At 41.0% G+C, this 4620-nt stretch carries 3 protein-coding genes and 1 pseudogene; all 4 read right to left on the bottom strand.

What is annotated here, in order from left to right; all coding sequences use genetic code 11:
• Positions 1-363 precede the first annotated feature (363 nt).
• Positions 364-519: pseudogene (locus tag ACM0OZ_RS47915) on the bottom strand (IS66 family transposase); the annotation flags it as partial.
• A 116-nt stretch (positions 520-635) separates the two neighbouring features.
• Positions 636-1544, bottom strand: a complete 909-nt coding sequence (locus ACM0OZ_RS47910) for a phytanoyl-CoA dioxygenase family protein (protein ID WP_414590002.1) — start codon at positions 1542-1544, stop codon at positions 636-638.
• A 4-nt stretch (positions 1545-1548) separates the two neighbouring features.
• A complete protein-coding gene (locus ACM0OZ_RS47905; RefSeq protein WP_414590001.1) occupies positions 1549-2490 on the bottom strand; it encodes a phytanoyl-CoA dioxygenase family protein in 942 nt (313 codons plus the stop codon).
• An 824-nt stretch (positions 2491-3314) separates the two neighbouring features.
• On the bottom strand, positions 3315-4388 hold the full coding sequence (locus tag ACM0OZ_RS47900) for a Rieske 2Fe-2S domain-containing protein (protein ID WP_414590000.1): 1074 nt from the start codon (positions 4386-4388) through the stop codon (positions 3315-3317).
• Positions 4389-4620 lie beyond the last annotated feature (232 nt).

Here is a 4620-nt window from a genome sequence, read left to right as displayed (position 1 = left end):
CTCTAGACCCAGATTACCGTAATTTGTGGTTCAATTACCTGAAAATTGCTGTAACGTTTGGATTTATCTAGTATGGCATTATCTTAGCCGTTTAAAAAGAAGCTCCCGACAAGTTTTCTCTCATTTATTTACTCTCAAACAGATGCTTGAGTTTCTACGTCAAGCAGTAGACCGCAACTATGGGGTAGCCTGTCAAGTTTGTTTACCGTCCAGCTGATTTTGGTTCATAAGAAGGAGTTTATAAATAACCTAAACTTATCTTTGATTCAAGGCATTCAGCTTTTACACATTTCTTCAAAAACGGTATCACACGCTACTATTTTTTAGCGCTCGCAGAACTTTTAGGTATACTGAACTTAGTATGACCTTAAGTTTTTCTACGAATTGCTCTAGTTCTAAAATTCTCTTGTTTAGTGTCTCTATGACGATTGCCTGCTCGATAATGATGTCCACCAGTTGTTCGGTAGCGATCTGTTCAAGGGTTTCACGGTCTAACTTTAGCGGCAGATTTTTTTCCATAATTGTGATAATCTGCCTACGATGTCACACTTGTCAATACCCCTGACCTGAATCCTTACAGTCAAAATTTAAGAAATTGGCTTCGATTATTGTTTTCCGAGAGTGACAAAACAGGGTTAGACTGCAGATGTAAATGGTACCGAAGGAACAAGTGCATCCTGACAATAAACTTCCACCATTGGAGTTCGATAACCGTTAGGAGTCCAGAGAATGGGAAAAAAGCTTTCATCCATCTTAAGGCTACCAATCATTCTATAGCGCTCAAAAATATATCCATATCCAACTCCAGGCGGTTGAAACTGAGCATGCATTGGGAAGCTGCTGACTGCAAAGCTACGGCTTGTTTGTTCTTGAGTTGTGTTTTTCCCTAAACCACGCCATAAATCTCCGTGTAGAAATACACATCCTCCCCTTGGAATTGTGAGTTGGATAATCTCCGGATGCTTCACACCTGCTTGATTCGCAGCTGTCCGCAAAGGTTGGCGATAATCCTCCACAGGTGCATGCAGAAATCTTACCTGGTCAGAACATACCCATTGATGAGATTGACTTGCCAACTCTAAAGTTCCTGGTTCTGGAATCAAGTCTGTCAGCGCAATCCAGCAAGTTATAACCGAAGATGGATTAATACAAGACACATAAGCGCGATTACGATGAAACGCGACTTCTGAGGAGCCAGGTGGTTTAACCCAGCAGTTATCTAGGGCAAAGCGAGCACCAACCCAACCTCCCAAGGTTGCATTTAACCGAGCAATCTCTGCTGAAAGTGAAAAGCTGGCAATCGTGCGATCGCATCTCCACACATTGGTTATTTGTTGAACTGCATTAGGTTGACTTGTTCCTGTTCGTCCATGAGACTCATCTGGAAAAATACCTGTTTCATACTGACCTCCAACAATGAGATCTAGCCTAGTATTGATTTGATCCACTAGCTCCAAATCCAAGAACTTCTCGAGAATCAAAAACCCTTGCTCACGGAACTGATGAACTTGTTCATCACTTAATTGGACTGGTTGATGTACCATTAGCTTAACCTCCTACAAAAGTAGCAGTTTTTGCTAGTGCATCATCACAATAATCAGCTAGGAAAGAGCTACGGTAGCCATCTTGCCGCCAGACAATCGGGAAAAAGCTCTCATCGATTGAGTCATCTCCGTAACGCTTATAGCGTCCGGCGTGAAAACTGTTTGGGATATAACTTTCTTCCCCAGCTGATATAAATCGAGATTCTGCAGGAATGTGAGCAAATGCAAGAGAACGCCTAATGGTGTTGGGCATAACGTTTCTACCTGATCCATGCCAAACACGACAATGATGAAATGTACAACTTCCGGGCTTTAGTTCTATTTGCGACACTTCTGGATGCTCAACACCTGCTTGCTTAGCAGCTTTTTCCATTTGCCAAAGATAGCCTTCACTTTCAATTGTGCTTGCACCTGGAATGGCAGTTGGTACAGTATCTATAGGTACCCATCGATGAGAACCTTTAACATATTCAATTGTGCTTGCACCTGGAATGGCATCACTGAGGGCAATCCAGCAACCCACAAATTCAAGGGGTTGATGATAGAAGGGATACAAGGGGTATATTAGATCCTGATGTAAGACTGTTTCACAAGCTCCGTAAGGTTTTAGAAAAATGCTATCTCCTAAAAAACGTGCTCCATTCCAGCCTCCAAGTATGCTCGTCATCTGACCGAGCTTTTCGGAAAGAACAACCGATGCAAAAGTCAGATCGCTTCTCCAAACTCCTACCACTTGCCTAGTAGAATTAGGAATTCCTGAATTGGGGTTCCAAGTCAAATCATCAGGGTAAATTCCAGTCTCAAACTCACCTGAAAATAGAGGTTCAAACCGCTTAACTAGACGATTAACTAATTCTTCGTCAAGCAGGTTTTCCACAACTAAAAACCCATCTTCAGAAAACTGAGTAATTTGCTCATCAGTAAGCAAAGGCAATTTATTAGTCATAAAACTTCATCCTATAAAGGCCATTTTTGTGTCATTTTACAGAGTACGACCATTCGTGAAAAGTTAAGACAACGTTACTTTTGTTAATTAGGAATCATGACGGAAAGTTGGTAATAAATAAGGCATCAACATAAGCTTTATACTGACTTTTGGGCACAAAGATGAATCATAAGTACAAAGATGACGCAATTGCGCTTAATCACTAATCTAACATTTAACAAGCTATTTTGATGTTGATAACTATCTAATTGTTATCAAAAAAGCGTCTAAGTCCATACAAAGAAAGCTTTATACACATATATCCACAGTTTCATCGTTTGGTCACTTTTTATCAAGTTTTAACACTTAGTAGACCGAAAAGTTTTGCGCTCGCTAAAAAATAGTAGTGTACGATACCGTTTTCGGAGGAATGGAAAAAAGCTGAACGATTGAGGATAATGATAAGATTGGCTTATTGATAAACTTTAAAAATCAACCAAAATCAGCCAGATGGTAAACAAACTTCGCAGGCTACTCCATAGTTGCGGTCTAGTGCTTGACGTAAAAACTCAAGCTAGGACTTAGACAAAAAACACAGCTAAAATAGCTTCAAACGTATATAACAAAAGACTTTAACATCGTTTTACTTGGTTTGTTGACATATCTGGGTTTTAGCCATTTTTGGTCATTCGGTGTATTTTCCTTACCCTGGAAAGGTTTGGGGCTTGTTTTGACCTGAAAACTGTTTAAGTCCCGCTAAGCTGACACGCATCTAAATTTGATAATTTAGCGCCTGAACCTGTTTGCTGCCTTACATTTCCATGTAAAGGTAGATGACGAACAGCTTAAATCTCAACCTTCTCGACCCAACTTTGATAAAATTCTCTGAGCTTCAAGACGGGTCGGTCGTGCTTGACATAAGCGCCTCCCCTGTCATCGTTTAGAGTATTCCAAATGGGTACATCATCTTCAAAAATATGTTTGTTTTGCCAACTAAAAACTGCACGGGAAAGTATATCCAACCATAAAGAGCCAGTTTTCTTTATCATGAACAAAAAATGTCCAGTTGTATTGTTTTCACCTACTGGAGTGATTCCCTGTAGCATCGAAAACGTCTCCTTGTCATTGGTAAAATATGAGCCTAAATGTCCACTAGGCCAAGTGTCTACTCGCCCCATCAAGGTTTCAACACTCAGCCCTAAAACCTTCGCTAATGAACCTATTGGACCACTATACCTCTTAAGCTTGTTTTCTATTAAAATCCTATACCAAGCTTCGTTTTTAGTACGTAGTTCGCTTGGCTCACCTACACCTAGAGGAAGCTCATCAAGCAGAGTGACTTCAGTGGAGGTCAGGGGCACCTTATGTACTGTGACTGCATGACGATAATCATACGCATTTTCCAGCACCCGTAGTACCGTGGTTTTGGTGTTGAATGTCAAGTAAAGTGACATATAATGCTGCTTGTCTTCAGCAGGTGGAAACTCAGGGATGGGGAACAGAGGAATCTGGGTACCATACCAGACCCAAACGTAACCATATCTTTCTTGTGTGACATAAATCGCCTGACGAGCAGTTGGGGGAATATGGTCTATCTCAGGGATGGAAACACATTGTCCAGAATCATCATACCGCCAGTGATGAAACGGACATTGAAGACAACCCTCTTTTATCTCCCCAAGCGCCAGACTAGCGCCCATGTGAGAACAGAAACGCTCCATGATCACCGGGTTACCCTTTTCATCTCGCCAAGCGACCAAGGACTGAGCGAATAACTCAATGGCTTTTGGCTTTTTCCCCAATTCTTTAGAGAGCATAGCGATGTACCAACTGGCGGTCAGATTCAGCGGATTTTTCTCGATTCCTGTTTCCGATCGGGTTAGCTTTCTCTCTGAGGCTTTCTTAAATTCGCTTACCATAATACAAAAGGAACTACAAAGGACACAATGCTAAAACTTATACCAATTCAAAAAATGATTGCAACAGATATAACCTATATGTGAGTCATCATGTGTAGCATTTTTTTTCAAAGCGGTATTAGACTAGACTAAGTAAAATACGGGTTTATGTTTCTCCAAAATACCATACATCTGGAATTTAGACTAGTTCGCGGTGCGAAACTGCAAACCTTTACGGCGATTGATGTGTACG

This window comes from Scytonema sp. PCC 10023, from assembly GCF_963920835.1.
Classification (GTDB): Bacteria; Cyanobacteriota; Cyanobacteriia; order Cyanobacteriales; family Nostocaceae; genus Kalymmatonema.
This window is presented reverse-complemented; position numbering and strand designations above follow the sequence as displayed.